21 protein-coding genes and 1 pseudogene are annotated in these 22,112 nt (G+C 51.4%); 12 read left to right on the top strand and 10 right to left on the bottom strand.

Going from position 1 to position 22,112, the window contains the following annotated elements; genetic code table 11:
- Positions 1 to 205: 205 nt before the first annotated feature.
- The 4 genes and pseudogenes from WH279_RS08265 (at position 206) to WH279_RS08250 (ending at position 1,953) form a co-directional block, all read left to right on the top strand.
- Entirely contained in the window at positions 206 to 898 is a 693-nt protein-coding gene (locus tag WH279_RS08265; RefSeq protein ID WP_339456252.1) for an S-type pyocin domain-containing protein, read from the top strand.
- Positions 898 to 1,161: an immunity protein gene (locus WH279_RS08260; protein WP_339455767.1), complete on the top strand. Its 264-nt coding sequence runs from the start codon at positions 898 to 900 to the stop codon at positions 1,159 to 1,161. Before WH279_RS08265 ends, WH279_RS08260 begins: the two co-directional genes overlap by 1 nt.
- A 131-nt stretch (positions 1,162 to 1,292) precedes the next feature.
- A pseudogene (locus tag WH279_RS08255) lies at positions 1,293 to 1,555 on the top strand (immunity protein).
- Between the two features lie 140 nt (positions 1,556 to 1,695).
- Positions 1,696 to 1,953: an immunity protein gene (locus WH279_RS08250; protein WP_339455765.1), complete on the top strand. Its 258-nt coding sequence runs from the start codon at positions 1,696 to 1,698 to the stop codon at positions 1,951 to 1,953.
- A gap of 38 nt (positions 1,954 to 1,991) precedes the next feature.
- Here WH279_RS08250 and WH279_RS08245 read toward each other — a convergent pair whose 3' ends face one another.
- Positions 1,992 to 2,882, bottom strand: coding sequence for a LysR family transcriptional regulator (locus tag WH279_RS08245; RefSeq protein WP_339455763.1), 891 nt, complete (start codon positions 2,880 to 2,882; stop codon positions 1,992 to 1,994).
- Between the two features lie 91 nt (positions 2,883 to 2,973).
- On the opposite strand from WH279_RS08245, the gene WH279_RS08240 reads away from it, so the two are divergent.
- Entirely contained in the window at positions 2,974 to 3,774 is an 801-nt protein-coding gene (locus tag WH279_RS08240; protein WP_339455761.1) for an isocitrate lyase/PEP mutase family protein, read from the top strand.
- 56 nt (positions 3,775 to 3,830) lie between these two features.
- Here WH279_RS08240 and WH279_RS08235 read toward each other — a convergent pair whose 3' ends face one another.
- From WH279_RS08235 to WH279_RS08225, 3 genes are all read right to left on the bottom strand, one after another.
- Positions 3,831 to 5,417, bottom strand: coding sequence for a methyl-accepting chemotaxis protein (locus WH279_RS08235; protein ID WP_133843554.1), 1,587 nt, complete (start codon positions 5,415 to 5,417; stop codon positions 3,831 to 3,833).
- A gap of 95 nt (positions 5,418 to 5,512) precedes the next feature.
- Entirely contained in the window at positions 5,513 to 6,787 is a 1,275-nt protein-coding gene (locus WH279_RS08230; protein ID WP_339455759.1) for a putative bifunctional diguanylate cyclase/phosphodiesterase, read from the bottom strand.
- Between the two features lie 296 nt (positions 6,788 to 7,083).
- Positions 7,084 to 8,361, bottom strand: coding sequence for a lysozyme inhibitor LprI family protein (locus WH279_RS08225; protein ID WP_339455757.1), 1,278 nt, complete (start codon positions 8,359 to 8,361; stop codon positions 7,084 to 7,086).
- A gap of 470 nt (positions 8,362 to 8,831) precedes the next feature.
- Between WH279_RS08225 and WH279_RS08220 the strand changes: the two genes are divergently transcribed.
- Positions 8,832 to 9,203, top strand: a complete 372-nt coding sequence (locus WH279_RS08220) for a hypothetical protein (protein ID WP_339455755.1) — start codon at positions 8,832 to 8,834, stop codon at positions 9,201 to 9,203.
- Between the two features lie 53 nt (positions 9,204 to 9,256).
- On the opposite strand, the gene WH279_RS08215 is transcribed toward WH279_RS08220, so the two are convergent.
- Positions 9,257 to 10,060, bottom strand: a complete 804-nt coding sequence (locus tag WH279_RS08215) for a DUF4225 domain-containing protein (protein ID WP_339455753.1) — start codon at positions 10,058 to 10,060, stop codon at positions 9,257 to 9,259.
- A 284-nt stretch (positions 10,061 to 10,344) separates the two neighbouring features.
- Here WH279_RS08215 and WH279_RS08210 point away from each other — a divergent pair, with 284 nt between their 5' ends.
- Positions 10,345 to 10,722, top strand: coding sequence for a hypothetical protein (locus WH279_RS08210; protein WP_339455751.1), 378 nt, complete (start codon positions 10,345 to 10,347; stop codon positions 10,720 to 10,722).
- 47 nt (positions 10,723 to 10,769) lie between these two features.
- Here the strand turns inward: WH279_RS08210 and WH279_RS08205 are convergent, their stop codons facing one another.
- Positions 10,770 to 11,567, bottom strand: coding sequence for a DUF4225 domain-containing protein (locus WH279_RS08205; RefSeq protein ID WP_339455749.1), 798 nt, complete (start codon positions 11,565 to 11,567; stop codon positions 10,770 to 10,772).
- Between the two features lie 295 nt (positions 11,568 to 11,862).
- Here WH279_RS08205 and WH279_RS08200 point away from each other — a divergent pair, with 295 nt between their 5' ends.
- Positions 11,863 to 12,225 (top strand): hypothetical protein, encoded by a 363-nt coding sequence (locus tag WH279_RS08200; protein ID WP_133843570.1) that lies wholly within the window; start codon positions 11,863 to 11,865, stop codon positions 12,223 to 12,225.
- Positions 12,226 to 12,264: 39 nt separating this feature from the next.
- On the opposite strand, the gene WH279_RS08195 is transcribed toward WH279_RS08200, so the two are convergent.
- The gene (locus tag WH279_RS08195; RefSeq protein ID WP_133843572.1) at positions 12,265 to 13,074 is read right to left on the bottom strand and encodes a DUF4225 domain-containing protein; all 810 of its coding nucleotides are present in this window, start codon (positions 13,072 to 13,074) and stop codon (positions 12,265 to 12,267) included.
- A 179-nt stretch (positions 13,075 to 13,253) separates the two neighbouring features.
- Positions 13,254 to 15,359 carry a DUF4034 domain-containing protein gene (locus WH279_RS08190; protein WP_339455746.1) on the bottom strand — a complete coding sequence of 702 codons (2,106 nt, stop codon included), beginning with the start codon at positions 15,357 to 15,359 and terminating at the stop codon, positions 13,254 to 13,256.
- A 228-nt stretch (positions 15,360 to 15,587) separates the two neighbouring features.
- On the opposite strand from WH279_RS08190, the gene WH279_RS08185 reads away from it, so the two are divergent.
- From WH279_RS08185 to yjiA, 4 genes are all read left to right on the top strand, one after another.
- The gene (locus tag WH279_RS08185; RefSeq protein WP_339455744.1) at positions 15,588 to 15,890 is read left to right on the top strand and encodes a chorismate mutase; all 303 of its coding nucleotides are present in this window, start codon (positions 15,588 to 15,590) and stop codon (positions 15,888 to 15,890) included.
- Between the two features lie 324 nt (positions 15,891 to 16,214).
- Positions 16,215 to 18,368, top strand: a complete 2,154-nt coding sequence (locus WH279_RS08180; protein WP_339455742.1) for a carbon starvation CstA family protein — start codon at positions 16,215 to 16,217, stop codon at positions 18,366 to 18,368.
- 65 nt (positions 18,369 to 18,433) lie between these two features.
- Positions 18,434 to 18,637 (top strand): YbdD/YjiX family protein, encoded by a 204-nt coding sequence (locus WH279_RS08175; protein WP_133843580.1) that lies wholly within the window; start codon positions 18,434 to 18,436, stop codon positions 18,635 to 18,637.
- Positions 18,638 to 18,666: 29 nt separating this feature from the next.
- Positions 18,667 to 19,626, top strand: coding sequence for a GTPase (gene yjiA, locus WH279_RS08170; RefSeq protein WP_200641234.1), 960 nt, complete (start codon positions 18,667 to 18,669; stop codon positions 19,624 to 19,626).
- Between the two features lies 1 nt (position 19,627).
- Here the strand turns inward: yjiA and btsR are convergent, their stop codons facing one another.
- Together btsR and WH279_RS08160 are read right to left on the bottom strand one after the other, a co-directional pair.
- Positions 19,628 to 20,347, bottom strand: coding sequence for a two-component system response regulator BtsR (gene btsR, locus WH279_RS08165; RefSeq protein ID WP_200641233.1), 720 nt, complete (start codon positions 20,345 to 20,347; stop codon positions 19,628 to 19,630).
- On the bottom strand, positions 20,344 to 22,029 hold the full coding sequence (locus WH279_RS08160) for a sensor histidine kinase (RefSeq protein WP_339455737.1): 1,686 nt from the start codon (positions 22,027 to 22,029) through the stop codon (positions 20,344 to 20,346). Before WH279_RS08160 ends, btsR begins: the two co-directional genes overlap by 4 nt.
- Between the last annotated feature and the right edge of the window lie 83 nt (positions 22,030 to 22,112).

Below are 22,112 nucleotides of genomic sequence, written 5' to 3'. Positions count from 1 at the left end.
GTGCCGATATTCTGTCCCTGCCCGACGCAAGCGCACTTCTCCGCGCGGCTGACGCGGGTACCCCGATCGATATGGCCGTGCGCGGACGTCTGGTGGTGCGCGACGACGGCACGCTGGAAACCCAGCTGGTGCGCAGCAAAGTACCGGGAAAGGTGCAGGTGGTACGGCGGTTCAGGATAGCGTCACCGGCTACTGGGGAGTTACCCTGCCCAAAGTCGCTGATGTACAGGGCCCAACCATTCTGGTCAGCCCTGTCAATCAGCCGGGTGCGGGTTCATCCACGCTGGCCGACCCGGTCCCGGTTCCTGAACAGATCGCGCATTTCGGTGGCCCGGTGACGGTCCCACAGGGTCCGACGGTGCTGATCACCCCGGTGGAAGAACCACCAGGCATTCACGATATCATTCTGGTGTTCCCCCCTGAATCAGGCCTGAAGCCGCAGTACATCATGTACAACAGCCCGTACGGCGAAACCAATGCCAAAGGTAAATACAGCGGGCGTGATTACAATAAGGACAAGGCGGGTGGCCCCATTCAGAACCTGGACTGGAAAGAGGCAACCATTGACCGTGCCGGTATCGACAAGGTAAAACTGCACGCAGGGCGCTTTGGGGAATCAGCTAGCAATAAAGTGATGATCGAACGCCTGGAAAAAATTCTGACAGGCGAGCTACAGGTGACAGATACCGATAAGCGTTATTATACGCATGAAATCCGGGAGCTGGAACGGTACAGAAATCTTGGAGTTAAAGATAATACTGTGCCTGATAATGCTAAAGAAGTGTGGAATAACACTCATACGGCCACACTTGAAGACTATAAAATCAACGAAAAAAGCGATCCCCTCTATACACCAGAGGCGTTAGAGGCATCCAGAAAAGAAGAGGAGAACAAGTAATGCTTGATCTTGAAGGGATTTATCAAAATGAAAGCGTGGAAGATGTTCTGCTGTATTTCGCACTGCGAACCCCTTACCCAACCATTGATCTAATGTATGTTCAGTACAAATTTGAAGTAGCGGCAGAAAGGGAACTTCTGTTCACCTGCCAGCGACTGGTAAAAGAAGGAAAACTGATCGAAACAGGGAAGCCTCTTATGGAAAAGGGCCCGAACTGGAAAGAGCCGAAATTTGTCACTGACAAAAAATACGGTATTGCGTGACTGTATTATAATGCCCCTCAGGGGGAATTTTTCAGGTGTTGTCGCAAATAGACGGGGCAACACCAGGAAGAAAACACGTCCAGTACTGCACCGGGGCGGAAAGTATATTACAAAGCAAAGGAGAGCGACGAATGCTTGATCTTGAAGGGATTTATCAAAATGAAAGCGTGGAAGATGTGCTGCTGTATTTTGCACTGCGAACTTCTTATCCATGGATTGACCGAATGTATGTCCGGTACAAATTCGAAGTAGCGGCAGAAAGGGAACTTCTGTTTACCTGCCAGCGCCTGGTCAAAGAAGGAAAGCTGATGGAAACAAAAAACTCTTTATGGAAAAAGGCCCAAACTGGAAAGAACCGAAATTTGTCACTGACAAGAAGTACGGCATTGAGTAAGCTCCCTTAATTTAGCGCCATCCGTCTGGATGGCGTTCTTATTCATATCCTTTACGTATAGATATACCGAGAAATAAAATAAAAAACTCAACATCTGAAGGGATAATCTATATCGATGATATTTTCATAAGGTAACAATTATGTCTTTAACCGAAATAGTAAAAAATGAAAGTGTAGAGGATGTATTAACCTTCCTGGGGCCTACATCTGATTATAAAAAGCTAGATAAGTTGTTCACTTATAACCGGTATGACGTCATATCCAGCGGAGAGCTTTCTGCAACGTATAACGAATTATTCAGGAAAGGCGTGCTTCAGGACCTGAACGGACAGGCGGTCAAAGGCCCGAACTGGAAAGAGCCGAAATTTGTCACTGACAAGAAGTACGGCATTGAGTGAGCTCCCTTAATTTAGCGCCATCCGTCTGGATGGCGTTTTTATTCGATCGACCAGCGCGCTGAATAAAATTCAATAAACGCCCGTGCCGCCGGGCCAATGCGCCGGTTGGGTCGCACGCAGTACAACCCGGTTTCGCGCCCGGTCCACTGCGGTAGCACCTGCACCAGATCCCCGGCATTGATCGCCGCCGCCATCGTTAACGCAGAGTGAAAGGCAATGCCGAGGCCGTCGATGCACAGCCGTCGGGCTGCATCTGCGTTGTCCACGTTAACGCGCCCACGGGGTTCCAGCGTGCGCTGTTCCCCCTGAGAAAACAGACGCCAGGACAGACCATCCTGGCTGGCCGCAGAGACAATACACGCGTGCTGCCCAAGCTGATCAATCGTTGTGGGCGTGCCTCTTAACGCCAGGTAGGCCTTCGATGCCACCAGAATGCGTCGGTTCTCCAGCATTTTATGGGCAACCAGTGAAGAATCCTTCATCTGGCCAATACGCAGCGCCAGCATTATCCCGTCAGCCACCAGATCGACGTAACCATCAGACAGACGCAGATCCAGCTGCACCTCAGGCCAGGCCTGAAGAAACGCCGCCAGATGTGGCACCACATGGGTATGACCAAACGCAACAGGTGCGCTGACCACCAGCCTGCCTTGCGGCCTGACCTGTTCGTCGCGCACCCGATCGGCGGCATCGCGCAACTGGCCTAACGCCTGCTGGCATTCAGAAAAATAGCGCTGCCCGGTGTCGGTCAGCGACATCGCCCGCGTGGTACGGTTCAGCAACGGGGTGCCCAGATGGTGTTCCAGCATCTTGATAAAACGACTGACGGAGGAAGGGGTGATCGCCAGCGCTTCCGCCGCACGGGCAAAACTGTTGTGTTCAACCACAGCGATAAAGGTTTGCACTAAGTGCAGAGGCGGCACAGGCATTATTGCTCTCAATAAACGAATGAATCTTATTGGCAGCTATTATCAAGAAAATTAAGCATGATTAGAATCGTTCTTTTTTGGAGAACATCTGATGAACACCTCTTCCGCCGCCCGGTTCCACGCCCTGCACCACCAGCCCCTCCCTCTGCGTCTGCCCAATGCCTGGGATGCCGGGAGCGCACGCCAGATCGAAATGCTCGGCGCACAGGCGATTGCCACCACCAGCGCGGGCGTTGCCTGGTCGCTGGGCTATCGCGATGGCAACCAGCTCCCGGTCGCAGAGTATGTTGCCCGCGCCGCATCCATCGCCCGCGTGATCAACATCCCCCTCAGCGCCGATATCGAAGGGGGTTATCACGAACATCCTGCCACCGTGGCCGACACGGTAAGACGGATGATCGATGTGGGCGTGGTGGGCATCAATATCGAAGACGGCAGCGCCGATCCACAGTGGCTCTGCCGTAAGGTTGAGGCCATCAGAGCCGCCAGCATGAGCACAGGCGTTGAGCTGTATATCAATGTTCGTACGGACGTCTACGCACGCAATCTGGTCCCGGCCGGGGATAGGGCGGGCGAAGTGATCCTCAGAGCACAGAACTACCGGCACGCCGGGGCTGATGGGCTGTTTGTGCTGGGATTAGTGGAAGCGCAGGAGATTCAGGCGATCGCCAAAAGCAGCGACCTGCTGCTCAACGTGAGTATCTGGCCCGGCCTGCCACCGTTAGATGATTTGAGTGAATACGGTGTGCGCCGCATCAGCGTGGGATCCTGGTTGCCGCAAACGCTTTGGGCGCACAACGAACAGTTAGTGCGTGGCTTCTTATCGGATAATGAGACCGCGCCGCTGATGGCAACGGCGACGCCCTATTCCGCGATCAACGCGCTGTTTTAACGAAAAAACAGCGCCAGAGAGTCAGTTACACCCAGGGGGCATTCCCCCCTGGACGGTCATACGCGGAATGTATCCGTCATCGCCTGAAGACTGTGGACCTGTTCCGCCAGAGAGTGTGATGCGGTTGAAGACTCTTCCACCAGCGCCGCATTGCTCTGCGTGACATTATCCATCTGGCTGACCGCTGTACTGATTTGCGAAATACCCTGCATTTGTTCACTGGAGGCCAGGGCGATTTCATCCATCGAGGCCGCCAGTTCGCTTACCATGCTCACTACCGCCACAATACTACGTCCGGTATTGTCAGCCACCGTCACACCATTTTCGACTTCTGCCACGGCTTCAGCGATAAGAGACTTGATTTCACGCGCGGCCGTTGCGCTTCGCTGTGCAAGGATGCGAACTTCACCAGCAACCACGGCGAACCCGCGCCCCTGCTCACCCGCACGTGCAGCCTCAACGGCCGCATTCAGCGCCAGAATGTTAGTCTGGAAGGCGATGCCCTCGATGACGCCCGTGATATCACGAATTTTTCCAGAACTGTGCGCAATGTCTTTCATGGTGCTGCCCATTGCCTGGACATGTTCCTCACCTTCCCGTGCCAGTACTGCTGCACCACGTGCAGACGTTGCCGTCTGTGTTGCGTTCTGGGAGTTATTTCTAATGGTGGCCGTGAGCTGCTCCATGCTGGCAGCCGTCTGCTGCAACGCCGCTGCCTGTTGTTCCGTGCGCGAAGACAGCTCGGTATTGCCCTGGGCAATCTCATCCGAAGCCAGTGAGACCGATGCTGCGGTTTCCTTAATCTGCGTCACCAGCCCACGCAGACGGGTCTGCATCACATCCAGCGAGGCCAGCAGACTGGTGGTATCTCTGGCACGCAGTTCAACCGTGGTATGCAGGTCACCATCGGCAATGGCCGAAGCCAGACGCTGGGCCTGGGCAGGCTCTCCTCCCAGTTGACGTTTGATGTGGCGGGTGATCAGCCAGCTCATCAACAGCCCCAGCATGACAGAAGCCACCGTCAGAACGATCAGCGTGAAAAATACGCCGGAGAGGCTTTGCTGCGACTGAACGGCGGTGCCTTTCGTCACCCGGCTCTGATAATTGACCATGTCATCAATAGCCGCCAGATAGGCATCCTGGGTGGCCTGAAGAGGGCCGGTAATTAGCGCGCGTTCACCCTGCATGTCATTGGCACTTTTCAGCTGTAGAAGCCGGGTCATAACCGCGACAAACTCCGGCTGTGTTTTCTCAATAGCAGCCAGCAGTCCGGAGGCTTCCTCCACTTCTTTCAGGTTAATGCCTGGCAGCGATTTCGCGCCCTCGACCAACTGGCGAAAATGGGTAATGATCGCCTGATTATCGGCCTGAGCCTGTTCAATTTTCACCAGGGTATCAGACGCAATCGGGCCATTTTCCGTGGCAAGTGCCCGCAGCATCAGCTTGGATTGCAGGCTGGTATTATCCTTAACCGTTCGCAGTATCTGCAGGTCATCCAGACGCGCACTGGTTAACTTCTGCTGATCGTTGGCATCGGAAAGTTTAATGCCCGCAAAGACCGACACCATCACTCCGCCAGCAATCACCGCCAGAAAGGCCAGGTTCAGCATCACACTGAGTTTTATATTATTTATTCTGAACATGTTTTCACCTTAGGCAAAGATTGGAATTTCAGGCTCTCTGGCAACTGTGTGAGGAGCCACTCTCAATCTTGTTATCGGCAAAGACGGCAGAATATTCAGCCGGTAACTCCGCTACCGTGTTTCGCAGTAAATGCACGAAAATCACTCATGCTGAGCGGACGGGAAAAGTAAAAGCCCTGAAACGCCGTGCAACCGAACGCCTGCATCACCGACCATTGTTCAGCCGTTTCAATCCCTTCGGCCAGCACTTCCAGCTTTAGCTCAAGCCCCATCCGCGCAATGTTCATGGCGATCACCGCTCCTTTTGGCCCTTCCGTTGCTCCGGAAATAAAGCTGCGGTCGATTTTTATATGCTCCAGCGGCAGGCGACGCAGATAACTGAGCGATGAAAATCCGGTACCGAAATCGTCGAGGGAGAAGCGGAATCCGGCAGCAGCCAGCACATGCATTTTCGCCACCACGGTTTCAATATCCGTGGCGAAAACGCTTTCTGTCAGCTCAAGCTTAACGCGCGAAGGGGACACCTGTGTCACTTCGGCCTGGCGTATCAGATTGGGGACGAAGTCTGGCTTCATCAGATGGTCAACGGTGATATTCACGGAAAGGGTCAGATGCGCGGTCGCCGGGTTATTCTGCCACTGCGCCAGCTCCCGGAAGGCGCTGACAATCACCCAATCGCCCACGGCGGGCATCAGCCCGGCCTGTTGTGCATCAGGAATAAATTCCGACGGCGGGACCATCCCCTTGCCAGGGCATTGCCAGCGCAGCAGTGCTTCAGCACCGTTGATCTGCCCGGATGAATTCAGCAAAGGCTGGTAGAACAACACAAACTCGTTATTGTACAGCGCATGCTGGATGGCCCTGATTTTTTCGTTGCGGCGGGAGAAGTCAGCATGCATCGCCACGATGCCGCCACACAGAATAACGGTCGCCAAAATGGCATTGACCAGCGAAATAAAGAAGCGCAACGGGTGCGGGAGTGGGCTGGCGAAAGGGAAAATCAGGTCAGCACTGCTGAGGGCCATAAATGACAACAGGCTGGCCGCTATCAGCGCCATCTGCACGCGCGTGGGTTTGCGTTGATAGTTAATGTATCCCACCAGCGCGATGGTCAGAAGATAGAGATGCGTGGTTCTGGGAATACCGTCATCCGGCACATCACACAGCAGGCAATAGCCGACCGCATACGCCATATGCACCCCCTGCGCCAGCATCAGTCCGGTCGAAAAGTTGCCACGCATCGCAATACGCCAGCTACAAAATGCCGCGCCCCCCAATGCCAGCAGCGAGATGACAATTCCCCACTCCTTTAGGGAAATGAACACCGCCAGCCATCCCACGATGACCACAAGGCCACTGAGAAAGGCCATCCGGCATATAAATTCAAGGTGTTCATCATTGGGAGATATCCCCCCTCTTCTTCCTAGCATGACGAAGATCACTCCATATAAATGGACCCGTATTTTATTATAATTTTGTATTCTATTTTACTTTTATAACTTAATTATTACCTGTTCAGATAGCCAGTTATCTGACCTGACAGTATACATTATATGGAAATCCTGCAGAGGGAGGCCGTGCACGGATCATCATCAGACAAATAATATTTAAATAGCGGAAAAATCACCCTCTGATGTTAAAAACCAGAGGGTGATAAAAGGAAGCATTATTTTTTAGCGAGATAGACTTCTTCGCTCCGATAGTCGCCATTTTCATTATAATAAGTGTAAGACGCGATAATCATATCTTCACCATTATAGTTTACGTAATGTGGCTGTAAGAAGGCCTCGACCGGAAGAATGCGCTTGGTGGTTTTGTCTGCAAGATCGGTTTTCCAGATGCAGGCATAACCGCCCTCATTGTCAAAATAGAATGACGAACCCCGTCCCCAGACATAATTGCGGTCATAACTGTAATCCGCCCCTTTGGCGGTATCCGCCTGCGGCAGGAACACGTTCATACCGGCATCCGGCCGGTCATGCGGGAAGACGTACATCCCTTCGTCAATCTCGCTATTGCTGCGATCGGCGGAGGCCAGACGCCACTGGCCGTCCGGGGAAGTCAGCCGGCTGTTGCACTCGTTACTGCCACAATAGCCCACCCACTTCTTGTTGGCGGGTTCGCTGGCTGGCGGGGTCATCTCTATGATATTGCCGATCTCTTTCGCAGACACCTTCAGCGCAAAAGCCTGCGGCGTCGCAAAGTCACTTTCGCTGTTCACCGCCACGCCCGGCGCCCGGTATTCCGCCACGGAATAGAGAATATCGCCTTGGGCTGCGCCGTTTTTATCCAGCAGTGACAGCTCAAGGTTATATCCCTCGTACACCGCCTCTACCCGGGGTTTCTCTCCGTCTTTCAGCCTGAGAAGAAACGCGCCCTTCTTCTGATCTTTTTCGACATACAGCACCACAAATACAATCAGGTCATTATTCACGATGCGGTGCGTCAGGGTGCTGAGATAATGCCCGCTGGTGCCCACGGTCAGATTGGCAACATCACTGGAGGTGATTAACGGACGGACGCGCCACGGCTCCTCTGACAGCGTGAAACCGGCTTCACTCTTTAATCCGGGGGCGACAGGTTTATCCAGCTTATCGCCGGGACGGGTAAAGACATCACTGATCTTGTGATAAACCCCGGCGCGCGACAGAATTTTATTGCGCTCAATGTAACGCTGCTTAATGCATTCCGCGTCGGTGCCACAGCGGTTTCTTTCTGCCAGCCACTTGCGCTGATCTCTGGCCAGCGTCCCCACGCCGTAGCTGTTGTCCATCGCTTTCACAAAGTAACCGTTGGTCACGTTATCCAGCCCGGAAAGATACGTATCCGCACAGATAGTTTTTTCCGTTTCATTCAACCCGGTTAACGTGCAGTCAAAACCTGCGGCCAGCGCGTTCTGCGCAGCGAACATCAGGCTTGCGGCTATGAAGTATTTTATTTTCAATATCGTAATTCCCTGGAAAAATTATCCTGTCTGTTCGCCGATCTGGCGATAGCGCCCGGTGATTAGAGCCCCCCTGAAATGAACGATGCAGGGAACTTTTTTACCAGGCAAATTCTGACCGGATTTGCTCATGGGAACAATAGATTATTTTATCCCTGGCTCACAACGACTTGCTCAGACGATTGCCGCGCTTGAATGACTGCTGAGGGGGGTGGGTAGATAGACGCGCTGACCTGCTGCCATCTGCCATCTGCCACGCCAGTGATCCGATATTCCGGGGCTGCACGCTGTTGCAGCCCTGCTTTCCCGCCTTCTGCTTATTTCGCCATAAATCGCTAATTATCCATTTTTAGGGGTTTTGATGGTTTCCTCTCTCCCAAACCTGTCTTTCAACCGCCGTATCCTCTACTCTCACCACAGCGCGACCTGATAAAGGAATGACAAGGATGATTGAATAAAGGGAGGCCACCATGACCGAATTAGAAAAGGATTTACTCGCCAACGGTTTTAGCGAAAACGATTTGAAAAAACTCAGAAGGGCCAGAGAACGGGCGAAACAAGATGAGCAGGTCGAGGGCGATAATGCGTTAGATTATGATGAGACGTTACGAAAAGAGATAAAAAACATAGGATCGTTCTTCTTCAGCATGGCATTGTTTATTTTTATTTTACTCTTGTTATTGAATGTATCATCCATTACAGAAAAGCATTCATCGGGGGATATAATAGCATTAAACATATTCATATTATCCATGTTTATTCTATGTCAATCTGTTGTTAGCCCACTATTTCTTGGATTCAAATCCTGGCGTTACAGAAGAATAAAAAACAAGAAAAAATAACTTATAAAAGCCACGCTCCAACGGCGTGGCAACAGAGGTAGCTTTAAAACCCACTAAAACTCACCATCACTATTCATGCTCGATATAATACGAATATTATTTCCTGCGCCAATAATTTTAAGTATTAAAAACGATTTATTCATCTGATTAACCTGCATATGAAAATCAGCCGGAATAAATTTATATAAGCGCCAGGCATCGGGCTTAACGCTCATTCTAAACACACCGTAAGCTGAAGTCATGATTTCCATCGAGTGGTATGCCGTTAGGCCAGCTTTCTTATCAAACCCCATGAAATGGGCGATACTGACATAGGAGTCTCTCAATAAATTAGGAGCACTGTTACTACCCAGTAATTTAAATAAATTTTCCGCTGCTGAACTTGCACCGCTAAGCATAACGTAAAAACCTGCGATTTTCCCTATCACAGAAGCACTATCAAATGCACTTTTTACTATTGCTCCACCACCAAAAAACTGACCCATTCCCAATGCAAGTCCAATAGCATCAATGGTATAACCCAGCTCTTTATTATACTTCTCCATACTGACAGTGAGAAATATCTTTGCCTGCCCCATCGTCAGTCGGTCGCCCTGAGTGCTGATGTTATTGCTCTCCTCCCTGATGTTATTAATAGCGGCTTTACACTGAGCATCACCTTTAGCGTTGCTGATTTCATGAAGATTAGCGTTAGCAAACGCTTTCACCTCACCAAGAAACCTTGCGCGGATAAAGTAATCGCGTATATGTTTTCCGGCAACGATCTCTGCCACCCGGTATAAATCCGAGGCAGCAGACTGCCCCATGGCAGAGAAATACTTGTTATCGTTACTTCTTCTGTTTAGATAAATATCCATAAATTACTTCTTCTCCTTGAAGTACATTAACTATCTCATCAGGATTTTATTAAAAAATTAATTATTCGATGTCACGCGGAAGAGGTACAGAGTGTCGAGGTACTCATGGAAACTGTACTTTTCTGATGAAAGGAGATTAACCTTAATGAAAAATAAATAGTTAATAGTCCATTTTTTATGATACAGATGAATTTTCTTATCCCGGGACTGTCTTTCATCAGCTATATCCTCTATCCTTCCCCGAGCACAGCCTGACAAGGATGATTGAATAAAAGGAGAGAACCATGACCGAATTAGAAAAGGATTTACTCGCCAACGGTTTTAGCGAAAAAGATTTAAAGAAGTTCAGAAGGGCCAGAGAACGGACGAAACAAGATGAGCAGGTCGAGGGTGATAATGCGTTAGATTATGATGATACGTTGAGGCGGGAGATAAAAAACCTGAGATCTTATTTTTTGGGAATTATATTTTTAATTTTAATAATACTTATCCTCATGAATGCATCATTTACTTCAGAAAAGTACACTTTATGGCGAATAATAAAAGAAAATGTATTAACAATCATCGTTGTGACTTTAGCTTCTAATTTTTCTAGTCCGTTACTTCTGGGCTTCAAATCTTGGCGTTACGAAAGAAAAAACAATAAAAAATATAAACCATAACAAAGCCACACTAAAATAGTGTGGCGATGCGTCCAGACTCACTTTAATCAATCATTTGAATGCATTTCAAAAATAAGTTTCATTTCATTGCCCGCGCCGATAATCTTAAGAGTTAACAGTGCCTTGCTCATTCTATTAACCTGCATCTGAAAATTAGATGGGATAAATTTGTACAATCGCCACGCATTTGATTTCAAGCTCATTCTGAATACTCCATAGGCAGAGCTAATTATTTCCATAGAATGGTAAGCCGTCAGGCCGATTTTTTTATCAAAACCCATAAATTTAGCAATGCGAACATAAGTATCTTTCAAAAAATCATTTTGATCATCATCACCAACCAACTTAGAATAGCTCTCTTTCCCTGAACTAAAACCACTAACCATAACGTAAACTCCAGCAACTTTTCCTATCAAAGAGGCACTTTCAAGTGCACCTTTAAATATCATAGTGCCACCAAAAAACTGTCCAGCCCCTAAAGCCAATCCGACTGCATCAATGGTATAACCCAGTTCTTTATTATACTTCTCCATACTGACAGTAAGAAAGATCTTTGCCTGCCCCATCGTCAGTCGGTCGCCCTGAATGCTAATGTTCTGACTTTCTTCCCTGATATTATTAATGGCGGCTTTGCACTGAGCATCACTTTTAGACTTATTGATTTCATGAAGATTAGCGTTAGCAAACGCTTTCACCTCGTCAAGAAACCGGGCGCGGATAAAGTGATCGCGTATATGTTTCCCGGCAACGATCTCTGCCACCCGGTATAAATCCGAGGCAGCAGACTGCCCCATTGCAGCGAAATACTTGTTATCGTTACTTCTTCTGTTTAGATAAATATCCATAAATTACTTCTTCTCCTTGAAGTACATTAACTATCTCATCAGGATTTTATTAACAAATTAATTATTCGATGTCACGCGGAAGAGGTACAGAATATCGAGATACACATGGTAACTGCACTTTTTTGATGGAAGGAGATTAAGCTTAATGAAAAATAAATAGTTAATAGTCCATTTTTCATGATGCAGATGAGTTTTCTTATCCCAGGACTGTCTTTCAACCGACTTATCCTCTACTCTCACCGCAGCGCGACCTGATAAGGGAATGACAAGGATGATTGAATAAAAGGAGGGAACCATGACCGAATTAGAAAAGGATTTACTCGCCAACGGTTTTAGCGAAAACGATTTGAAAAAACTCAGAAGGGCCAGAGAACGGGCGAAACAAGATGAGCAGGTCGAGGGTGATAATGCGTTAGATTATGATGAGACGTTGAGAGAGGTGATCAAAGATCTGGGCTCAAGCTTTTCATTAATCATATATATAACATTAACCATGCTTTTTCTCTTGAATGCCACATGCATATCAAAAGAGTATCCAACATGGAAAATAATAGAAGGAAATGCCTTTATCATCTGCATTGTCATTATATGCTCATCCGTCGTATTCCCCGTACTGTTAGGGTTAAAATCATGGATGTACAAAAAAAGAAAAAAATAATAATAAGCCACGCTTTACAACGTGGCAATTTACAACTAACTATGGCGTGGACTTATTATTAAAATTCATGCCAGAAATCACCCTCAAATTATTACCAGAAACCAGTATTTCAAGAGTTAACGATGCTCTACTCATCTGGTTAACCTGAATACGAAAATCAGCAGGAATAAATCTATACAACCTATGTGCGCCAGGCTTGAGGCCCAGTCTGAACACGCCATAGGCGGAACTGATGATTTCCATCGAGTGGTAGGCTGTCAGACCTAACTTCTTATTAAAGCCCATGAACTTAGCCGCCCCAACGTAGGCATCTTTCAAAAAACTAGGTGGGTTAGCATCACCATTTAATTTATAAAGACTTTCTGTTGCTGAACTCCCACCGCTAATGGCAACGTAGGAACCTGCGATCTTCCCTATCAGAGATGCCGTTTTAATTGCACTCCTTGCTATAGAAACCCCGCCTGCTAGCTGCACCGTACCCACGACAAGATTCACAGCATCAATGGTATATCCCAGCTCTTTATTATACTTCTCCATACTGACAGTAAGAAAGATCTTTGCCTGCCCCATCGTCAGTCGATCGCCCTGAGTGCTGATGTTATTGCTCTCCTCCCTGATATTATTAATGGCGGCTTTGCATTGAGCATCACTTTTAGACTTATTGATTTCATGAAGATTAGCGTTAGCAAACGCTTTCACCTCGTCAAGAAACCGGGCGCGGATAAAGTGATCGCGTATATGTTTCCCGGCAACGATTTCTGCCACCCGGTATAAATCCGAGGCAGCAGACTGCCCCATGGCAGAGAAATACTTGTTATCGTTACTTCTTCTGTTTAGATAAATATCCATAAATTACTTCTTCTCCTTGAAGTACATTTACTTTCCATTCGGAATAATATTTATCATTTTTATTTTTGGTTAACCAGTGCAGATTCTATTATCACTATTTTTTAGTATTTACTCCGTGTGTGCTTATGTGAATCATTCATCGAGAGCGTGGCTGCCCCTGTATGCAGCCACTTTTTATCTTATTCTACGGCATCAAAAGTCATCGATCTGCCGCGCTCATCCATCCGCGCTTTATCGCGACGAAAAGCCATTGATGAACGCAATCCGCCGAACAGGGCACCACGCTGATAAATCTCGCCTGCACGTTCCAGCAAATACTCATCCTGCGGGCTGATGGCCAGGCCGCGATCCACCCAGACTTTGGCCAGATAACGGTTTGCAACGCAGCCGGAACCGGTAAAGAAGGCGTGAGCATAATAGGCGGCGGCGTACTCCTGATTGTCAGGGCGTTCGTCGTTCCACAGTGCAGCCAGCACCTCTTCCACCGCAAAGCGACGATCCGCATCGCTGGCGTACTGATTAAACAGGATCAATCCCGACAGCTCACGCGTGGCGCGCTGCCAGACTTCCAGCCCGACATTAGCGGCATTCATCACCCCGATAAACAGATCGCGTGCACGCTGATACTGCTGTGCGTTAACAATCTCGTTTTCACGGGAAATGACGTACCCCAGGTTGTACTGGCAAATCACGTTACCGGCCTCTGCTGCCCGTTCCATCCACGCCAGAGCCTGCTCGCGATTTTCCCAGGCTGTGGCATCGCGGCCATAGCGGCGCGACATCCGGCCCGAATAGAGGTCGTATAATCCGGCCATTGCCGAGGCATCCCCGGCGTCAGCCGCGGCCTGCGTCAGGAAAACCCCCGCCTCTTCAGATACAGACTCAAACAGGTTGGCACCTGCCTGGCCGATATCAAGATCGGACTCCAGCGCCAGGCCCAGCGGGATCAGTCGCTCATGGTCAAACTGCCCCTGACGGATGCCATAAAAGCCATATTTGCTGGCCAGCCCCGCCACCAGCACCTCGTACTGGCAGTCGCCCCACTGCTGACTGCGATCCAGCCACATTGGGCGCAGGCCAAAGCTGTCCTCAATACCCGCAAAATCCAGGCAGGAGAGTAAAGAGCTGAACGCATCATGAAGCCCAGGATCGGCAACCGGATGATCAACCTGCCATGCCTTGACCAGCGCATCGTAGGCCCGCTGCATCTCGGGTTGGTTCCAGTGCACCTCACCGCCCTCTTCCGTGCGCGCGTAGTGGCAAAGGAAGTTGGCGTAGTTACGCAGCACAGAAGCATGCTGGCGCGGAGTCAGATTAAGTGCTAACAGGGCATCATATTGCCGCAGACAAAAAGCAATGTTCTCCCGATCATCCTCCTCCGGCATTAACGCCACATAGCCGAGATAATCCCAGGCCTGCGTCATGCGTAAACCGTTACGTTCACTTTCGGTCAATCCACGACACCAGTCACTGTCGATAAACGCCGACATTTCCTGATGGCTCCCGCCCCAACGCGGATAGAGGAAATGCACCCAGGAACTGAGGATGGTGTACAGATTCGGGCGCGCGTCCAGCGTCAGCCGCAGCCAGTAAAGCTTACTGTTCTGTTGCTCCTCTTCACTGCGCGGCGATAAACATGCCGGCAGGGCCTGAGGGATAATGGCCAGCTCACTGCCCCCTTCCTCGCGCAACCACTGCATGCCAGCGGCCCAGACCTCCGGGTCGACCTCAGACTGGCGCTGCGTATAGCTGTCCGGCTGTACACCCAGCGCCAGTGCGAATAACCACTGCGGCTCACCCAGATAACAGCTCAGACGGAAAATACGGAACAGCGCATACGCGGGTTTCGGGTGCAAAGGCAGCGCGCGCAGATAGGCGGCAATCCCTGAATCACGCGCCAGTTCCGCTCCCATCCAGCGGTCGTCTGTCACGTAATCACCACCATTTTGAGTACGGATACGGCCCGCAGCACGCTCCCAGTAACATCCCAGCAGCAGATGGGCATGGTAGGAATCAGGATGAAGGGCGACCCACGCCTCCAGCGCCGCAAGAGTCTCAGCTACGGGCTGGAGCGGGTCGAACAGCATGTCGATGCTCCACTCATAGTCGTACGCTTCACTGACACCGTTCAGCCAGGGCTGGGATTGCTGTTCAAGTAATGCATCGAGTGCCGCAAATTGCTGGCTGACAAACAACGCTCGCAGGTGCGCACGGCGTGCAAGAATTGACGCCAGAGGTTCATAATCAGAGGTCATATCATCTGTTCTTCCTGAGTGTTCGCTCATCGCCCTTCCTTTAAGTCAAATTCAGCGAAAAGTCCCTGAGCTATTGAAAAGTTTCATAAAAGACAATTTTTTTTAGCCTTCGTTATATCAGCAATATTGGGCAAATTCAGGATAAAAATGATCCAAACCAGAGAAATTTACATTAACGAGGCTGACGACTTTTCCTGCTGGTCAATGCGCATCACTTTAGGTAAGCTTGATCCACAAAACTAGTACGAGAGATCAACCATGACCTTTACTTCTATTGACGATGTGAGAAAGAGCATCGACCAGATCGACATCCGCCTGGTCGCGCTGATTGCCCAACGGGGAGAATGTGTAAAAGCCGCTGCGGCATTTAAGAAAGATAGCGATGCGGTGCGTGCGCCGGACCGTGTGCAGAAGGTGATTGATAAAGTGCGTCAGCAGGCCGCAGAACACCATCTGCCGGAAGAGATTATCGAGAAAGTGTACCGCGCAATGATTGGCGCATTTATTGATTATGAACTGGAACAGCACCGCCAGCTGAGCGAAAACAGACGAAGCCGATAAACCTCATCCCCTCTAAGCAACCCGCTACGGCTGAGCCTGTTTATGCACGGGTGCATGCTACTGCAGGTACAAAACCGTAGGCAAGCGACGCAACGTTTCCACGGCCCCGGAAAAAACAGACAGCTTCAGTGAGACCCCAGTCACATATTTCCCCCCTTTAGTTTACCGGCGAAACCGCTTACGTCGGTAAGCTACCGCTTAACCGCCCATATCGCCACTCAACGAATTATCCCCCTGCTTTCTGCATAAATTCGCCACCATATCGCTGGTATAAATTTCTTTCGATTGCACACCATCTAACTTCGTATAAAGCCAGGTCCCTCTATGAATAAAAATAAGCTATTCAAGCATATACCCTGGATGATTCTCGGGATCATCGGTGCGTGTTGTCTGGCCGTGGTCGCACTCAGGCGCGGCGAACATATCAGTGCGCTGTGGATCGTTGTGGCATCCGTATCGGTCTATCTGGTGGCGTATCGTTATTACAGCCTCTACATCGCCCAGAAGGTGATGAGACTCGACTCGACCCGCGCGACGCCTGCGGTGATCAATAACGATGGCCTGAACTACGTGCCCACCAACCGTAACGTCCTGTTTGGGCATCACTTCGCGGCGATTGCCGGAGCAGGCCCGCTGGTCGGCCCGGTGCTGGCGGCGCAGATGGGCTACCTGCCTGGGGTGCTGTGGCTGCTGGCGGGCGTGGTGCTGGCCGGTGCAGTACAGGACTTTATGGTGCTGTTTATCTCCCAGCGCCGTAACGGCGCCTCGCTCGGTGAGATGATCAAAAATGAGATGGGCCCGGTTCCCGGTACCATTGCGCTGTTCGGCTGCTTCCTGATCATGATTATCATCCTGGCGGTGCTGGCCCTGATCGTCGTGAAAGCGCTGGCTGAAAGTCCGTGGGGCGTGTTTACCGTCTGCTCAACGGTGCCGATTGCGCTGTTTATGGGCATCTATATGCGCTTTATCCGGCCGGGGCGGGTCGGGGAAATCTCCGTCATTGGCGTCATCCTGCTGATTGCTTCGATCTACTTTGGTGGCGTGATTGCCCACGACCCGTACTGGGGTCCGGCACTGACTTTTAAAGACACCACCATCACCTTTACACTGATTGGCTATGCCTTTATTTCTGCATTGCTGCCCGTGTGGCTGATTCTGGCCCCGCGTGACTATCTGGCCACCTTCCTGAAAATTGGGGTGATTGTTGGCCTGGCCATCGGGATTGTCATTCTCAATCCTGAACTGAAAATGCCGGCGCTGACGCAGTACATTGATGGGACTGGCCCGCTGTGGAAAGGCGCGCTGTTCCCGTTCCTGTTTATTACGATCGCCTGCGGTGCCGTCTCAGGCTTCCATGCACTGATCGCTTCCGGTACCACGCCGAAACTGCTGGCCTGTGAAACCGATGCGCGCTTTATCGGTTACGGCGCCATGCTGATGGAGTCGTTTGTTGCAGTGATGGCGCTGGTCGCGGCCTCGATTATCGAACCGGGTCTCTACTTCGCGATGAACACTCCACCCGCAGGCCTCGGCATTGTCATGCCAAACCTGCATGAGCTGGGCGGTGCCAACGCGCCAATGATTATGGCGCAGTTGCAGGATGTGACCGCTCAGGCGGCAGCCACCGTCAGCTCCTGGGGCTTTGTGATTTCTCCCGAGCAAATCCTGCAAACCGCGAAAGATATTGGTGAGCCGTCGGTGCTGAACCGTGCGGGTGGTGCGCCAACGCTGGCCGTCGGGATTGCCCATGTGTTTGACAAAATTATGCCGATTGCCGATATGGGCTTCTGGTATCACTTTGGCATCCTGTTTGAAGCGCTGTTTATCCTGACCGCGCTGGATGCCGGTACCCGTTCCGGCCGCTTTATGTTGCAGGATCTGCTGGGTAACTTTGTGCCATTCCTGAAAAAAACCGATTCAATGCTGGCGGGTATTATTGGCACCGCAGGCTGTGTCGGCCTGTGGGGCTATCTGCTGTATCAGGGCGTGGTTGACCCGCTGGGCGGCGTGAAAAGTCTGTGGCCGCTGTTCGGTATCTCCAATCAGATGCTGGCCGCGGTGGCGCTGGTGCTGGCGAGCGTAGTGCTGATTAAGATGAAGCGTACGCAATACATCTGGGTGACGATGCTACCGGCTATCTGGCTGCTGATTTGTACCACCTGGGCGCTGGCGCTCAAGCTGTTCAGCACCAATCCGCAGATGGAGGGCTTCTTCTATATGGCCAGCGAGTACAAAGCCAAAGTGGCCGCCGGGGGGGCCGATCTGACGGCACAGCAGGTGAGCAATATGAATCATATTGTGATCAACAACTACACTAACGCGGGTCTGAGTATTCTGTTCCTCATAGTGGTGTACAGTATTATCTTCTACGGCATTAAAGCCTGGCTGAACGCACGCCAGTCCAGTGAACCAACCGATACGGAAACCGCTTACGTTCCGGTGCCGAAAGAAGGGGTTAAGGTGTCATCCGGCCATTAACCCTGTTAAAAGACGGGCGAGGCATGCCTCGCCCCTACTCCGATCTGTACAACAGGGAATACATCATGTTCGATAACTTAGGCGCGGCGAAGAAATACCTCGGCCAGGCGGCGCGTATGCTGGTCGGCATTCCTGATTACGATACCTACGTTGAACACATGCAGACCAATCACCCGGATAAACCGGTGATGACCTATAAAGAGTTCTTCCGAGAGCGCCAGCAGGCGCGCTATGGCGGAGATGGAAAAGGCGGCATGCGCTGCTGCTGATGCAAGACGACTATCAAGGTAGATAACCTATGACCCCCATTGCTGTCACGGTACTGACCGGTTTTCTCGGCGCGGGAAAAACCACGCTGTTACGTCATATTCTGCATGAACAGCAGGACTATAAGATTGCGGTGATTGAAAATGAGTTTGGTGCCGTCGCCGTCGATAATCAGCTACTTGGCGATCGCGCCACGCAAATCACCACCCTCACTAACGGCTGCATCTGCTGTACGCGTTCCGGCGAGCTGGAAACCGCCTTGCTCGACCTGCTGGACAGCCGGGATAACGGCGACATCACCTTCGATCGCTTAATCATTGAATGCACCGGCATGGCCGATCCTGGCCCAATTATTCAGACCTTCTTCTCCCATGAGATCCTGTGCGAGCGCTATCTGCTGGACGGCGTGATCGCGCTGGTCGATGCCGTCCATGCCGGGCAGCAGATGGATCAGTTTACTCTGGCGCAGTCGCAAATAGGCTACGCCGACCGCATTCTGCTGACCAAAACGGATATCAATGGCACGCCGCCGGAGCTGATGGAACGTTTGCAACGCATCAATGCGCGGGCACCGATTTACCCGGTGATCCATGGCGATATTGACCTGGCGTTGTTGTTTGATACCCGGGGATTTATGCTGGAAGAGGCGATCGTCACGCCAAAACCGCGTTTTCAGTTTATCCCGCAGCAGCAGAATGCCATCTCCTCGGTGGTGCTGGAGCTGGACTACCCGCTGGCACTGGAGGCTGTTTCAAAAGTGATGGAGGATCTGCTGGCCGGTTTTGCCGATAAGCTGCTGCGTTACAAAGGGATGTTGTGGATCGCCGATCAGCCGTGCCGCCTGCTGTTCCAGGGCGTACAGCGTCTGTACAGCGCTGACTGGGATCGCGAATGGCAGGCTGATGAACAGCCTGCCAGCACGCTGGTATTTATCGGCATTGCGCTGCCGGAAGAGGAAATCCGTGCAGCCTTTGCCGGGTTAAAACCGTAAATTACAAGCCCACGGCCTCCTTCAGGCTTTTCAGATAGCGGCGGCTCACCGGCACGGTGTGACCGCTGCTCAGTAACAGCTCCCCCTGACCATTATCCTCAAGGCGGATCTCCTTCAGATGCGCCATGTTCACCAGAAACTGGCGGTGGCATCGCAGCAGCGGTGTGCGGTTTTCCAGCGTGCGTAACTTCAGCTCGGTAAAGCCTTCTTTCCCCTCCTGACTGGTGACATACACCCCACTCAGGCGGCTACTGACAAACACCACGTCCTTCATCTGTAACAGATAGATACGGCTCTGGCCGCTACAGGGAATAAACTTCAGATCTTGCTGATTATCCGGCAGCACGGAGACATCCTGCCCGTGACGATCCTGACGCAGGCGCATCAGCGTTTTCTCCAGTCGCGGAACTTCCACCGGTTTCAACAGGTAGTCAAAAGCATGTTCTTCAAATGCCTGCACCGCAAACTCATCATAGGCGGTGAGGAAGACAATCCAGGGGCGGTCCTCCGGGTCAAGCATGCTGACCATTTCCAGGCCGCTGATGCGCGGCATCTGGATATCGAGGAACAGTACGTCAGGGCGCAGTTTATGCACCATGCCGATCGCCTCAACAGCATTTCCACACTCGCCGACAATCTCGATATCCGGCTCTTTCTGTAACATGACGCGCAGGTTCTCGCGCGCCAGGGGTTCATCATCGACAATCAATACGCTGATCATAGGGGTTCCTCCAGCGGTAACCGCAGTGTAATGCGGGTGAGACAATCCGGTTCACAGGTGACGGTGATACCGTAAGCGTCGCCATATCGCACGCGCAAACGTTTATCCACCAGGCTCATCCCCAGCCCACCACCGCTCTCTTTGGGCTGATAAAGCCCGGCGTTATCTTCAATATCCAGCACCAGATGCTGCCCGTCACGGCTGGCCTTCAGTGTAATTTCACCGATGCCTGGCAGCTGTGAGGTGCCGTGTTTTATTGCATTTTCCACAATCGGTTGCAGGGTAAACGCAGGAAGCTGGTAATAAGCCAGCTCCTGCGGCACCCACAACCGGATGCTCAGTCGCGACTGAAAACGCGCCTGCTCAATTTGCAGGTAGGCGTTCACATGTTCGATTTCATTCGCAAGCGTGACAACCTCCGACGGACGCTTCAGGTTTTTCCTGAAGAACGTGGAGAGATACTGCACCAGTTGCCCGGCTTTTTCGCTGTCATGGCGGATCACCGCCATCAGCGTATTCAGCGCATTAAACAGAAAATGGGGATTCACCTGGGCGTGCAGCAGTTTGATCTCGGACTGGGCCAGCAGCGCTTCCTGACGCTCATACTGCCCGGCGAGGATCTGCGCAGACAGCAGCTGCGCGATGCCTTCGCCCAGCGTACGGTTGATGGAGCTGAACAGGCGGTTGCGCGTTTCATACAGCTTTATCGTGCCGATCACCTTCTGGTTTTCGCCTCTGAGCGGGATCACCAGCGTCGAGCCAAGTTTGCAATTGGGGTGCAGCGAGCAGCGGTAGGGCACTTCGTTACCGTCGGCATAGACCACTTCTCCGCTGTCGATGGCACGCCAGGTATAGGAGGAGGCGATCGGCTTGCCGGGCAGATGGTGATCGTCACCGGTGCCGGTAAAGGCCAGCAGGCGTTCACGATCAGTGATGGCCACGGCGCCAATATCCAGCTCTTTGTAGAGCACCTGCGCCACCTTCATGCTGTTCTCTTCATTAAACCCCTGGCGCAATATCCCCTCGGTCGAGGCGGCCACCTTCAGCGCCGTGGCCGAAAATGCCGTGGTGTACTTCTCAAACATCGCCCGTTTATCCAGCAGGATGCGCATAAACATCGCTGCCCCCACGGTATTGGTCACCATCATGGGTGCCGCAATGCTCTGCACCAGGTGCAAAGCATCCTGGAAGGGTCGGGCAATCAGCAGGATAATCGCCATCTGCACCAGTTCAGCGACAAACGTAATGACGCCCGCCGTCAGCGGGCTGAAGACGTTGTTACTGCGTCCACGTTTGATCAAATAACTGTGCATCAGGCCGCCCAGCAGCCCCTCGGCAATCGTGGAGATCATACAACTGAGCGCCGTCATGCCGCCCAGCGAATAGCGATGCAATCCGCCCGTCAGGCCTACCAGACCGCCCACCACCGGGCCGCCAAGCAGGCCGCCCATCACCGCACCAATGGCGCGCGTGTTAGCAATCGAGTCTTCAATATGCAGACCGAAATAGGTACCCATAATGCAGAAAATAGAGAAGGTGATGTAGCACAGCAGCTTATGGGGCAGACGCACCGTAACCTGCATAAGGGGGATGAACAGACGGGTTTTACTCATCAGCCATGCGATGACCAGAAACACACACATCTGCTGTAGCAACAATAAAATCAACGTAAATTCGTACATGCCCTGTAGTCCACATTCTCCTGTGGGAGCAGCCTACACCGGACGGACCAATCTTTCCCTCCATCATTCCTTGAAATGCGAGC

It is taken from the genome of Erwinia sp. MYb375 (assembly GCF_037479175.1).
Taxonomy (GTDB): domain Bacteria; phylum Pseudomonadota; class Gammaproteobacteria; order Enterobacterales; family Enterobacteriaceae; genus Erwinia; species Erwinia rhapontici.
This window is presented reverse-complemented; position numbering and strand designations above follow the sequence as displayed.

Excerpts from the sequence above, each read along its gene's own strand:
- WH279_RS08260 (WP_339455767.1), top strand. The coding sequence starts at position 898 with ATGCTTGATCTTGAAGGGATTTATCAAAATGAAAGCGTGGAAGATGTT.
- WH279_RS08250 (WP_339455765.1), top strand. The coding sequence starts at position 1,696 with ATGTCTTTAACCGAAATAGTAAAAAATGAAAGTGTAGAGGATGTATTA.
- WH279_RS08245 (WP_339455763.1), bottom strand. The coding sequence starts at position 2,882 with ATGCCTGTGCCGCCTCTGCACTTAGTGCAAACCTTTATCGCTGTGGTT.
- WH279_RS08240 (WP_339455761.1), top strand. The coding sequence starts at position 2,974 with ATGAACACCTCTTCCGCCGCCCGGTTCCACGCCCTGCACCACCAGCCC.
- WH279_RS08235 (WP_133843554.1), bottom strand. The coding sequence starts at position 5,417 with ATGTTCAGAATAAATAATATAAAACTCAGTGTGATGCTGAACCTGGCC.
- WH279_RS08230 (WP_339455759.1), bottom strand. The coding sequence starts at position 6,787 with ATGGCCTTTCTCAGTGGCCTTGTGGTCATCGTGGGATGGCTGGCGGTG.
- WH279_RS08220 (WP_339455755.1), top strand. The coding sequence starts at position 8,832 with ATGACCGAATTAGAAAAGGATTTACTCGCCAACGGTTTTAGCGAAAAC.
- WH279_RS08215 (WP_339455753.1), bottom strand. The coding sequence starts at position 10,060 with ATGGATATTTATCTAAACAGAAGAAGTAACGATAACAAGTATTTCTCT.
- WH279_RS08210 (WP_339455751.1), top strand. The coding sequence starts at position 10,345 with ATGACCGAATTAGAAAAGGATTTACTCGCCAACGGTTTTAGCGAAAAA.
- WH279_RS08205 (WP_339455749.1), bottom strand. The coding sequence starts at position 11,567 with ATGGATATTTATCTAAACAGAAGAAGTAACGATAACAAGTATTTCGCT.
- WH279_RS08200 (WP_133843570.1), top strand. The coding sequence starts at position 11,863 with ATGACCGAATTAGAAAAGGATTTACTCGCCAACGGTTTTAGCGAAAAC.
- WH279_RS08195 (WP_133843572.1), bottom strand. The coding sequence starts at position 13,074 with ATGGATATTTATCTAAACAGAAGAAGTAACGATAACAAGTATTTCTCT.
- WH279_RS08190 (WP_339455746.1), bottom strand. The coding sequence starts at position 15,359 with ATGAGCGAACACTCAGGAAGAACAGATGATATGACCTCTGATTATGAA.
- WH279_RS08185 (WP_339455744.1), top strand. The coding sequence starts at position 15,588 with ATGACCTTTACTTCTATTGACGATGTGAGAAAGAGCATCGACCAGATC.
- WH279_RS08180 (WP_339455742.1), top strand. The coding sequence starts at position 16,215 with ATGAATAAAAATAAGCTATTCAAGCATATACCCTGGATGATTCTCGGG.
- WH279_RS08175 (WP_133843580.1), top strand. The coding sequence starts at position 18,434 with ATGTTCGATAACTTAGGCGCGGCGAAGAAATACCTCGGCCAGGCGGCG.
- yjiA (WP_200641234.1), top strand. The coding sequence starts at position 18,667 with ATGACCCCCATTGCTGTCACGGTACTGACCGGTTTTCTCGGCGCGGGA.
- btsR (WP_200641233.1), bottom strand. The coding sequence starts at position 20,347 with ATGATCAGCGTATTGATTGTCGATGATGAACCCCTGGCGCGCGAGAAC.
- WH279_RS08160 (WP_339455737.1), bottom strand. The coding sequence starts at position 22,029 with ATGTACGAATTTACGTTGATTTTATTGTTGCTACAGCAGATGTGTGTG.